Source organism: Agaribacillus sp. DX54, from assembly GCF_056858335.1.
On the sequence record NZ_JBXEQE010000122.1, the window covers coordinates 1 to 610 of the forward strand.

The following is a 610-nucleotide window of genomic DNA, read 5'->3' on the forward strand; positions in this document are numbered from 1 at the left end:
CGCACCAAGGGTGATCCCTATGTGGTAGCTAACTTATTGTCCTTTTCATCGCCAGACAAGCGATCTACATTTATGGAAGGCTTGGGTTTTGTGATCAGTCGCCATGATGTTTTACGCACCTGTATATTAAATGAAGGGTTCCCCCAGGCTTTACAGGTGGTCTTACGGGAGGTGGGTTTGCCGGTAGAAGCGTTATCCATAGATAGCAGTCAGGACATCTTACCTCAGGTAGAAAAAGCGATTGCCCCGGATAGTTTGTACATGGATGTGACAAAAGCCCCTCTGTTACGGGTAAAGGTAGCCGATGATGTAGCTAATGGAGCCTATTATTTGGTGTTGAATCATCATCATTTGATGATAGATGCTGTAGGTATGGCAAAAGTAAGAGAAGAGGTCATGCGCTATTTATCAGGACAGGCAGACAGGCTTCCAACGCCGGCCTTATACCGTGATTTCATAGGGGATACCCTGAACAAAGAGAAATTAGAGGAGAGTAAAAACTATTTTAGTGATTTGTACAGTGTTGTTGAGTCGCCCACTTATCCTTTTAACCTATCAGACACCAAGATAGATGGAGGTTCCAATATTTCATCTTCAAACACGATGTTGC

1 protein-coding gene is annotated in these 610 nt (G+C 43.9%); it reads left to right on the forward strand.

The genetic code is table 11. The features are described 5' to 3' along the window. On the forward strand, positions 1–610 hold a 610-nt coding region (locus AC04NP_RS30610), incomplete at both ends, for a condensation domain-containing protein (protein ID WP_482863936.1).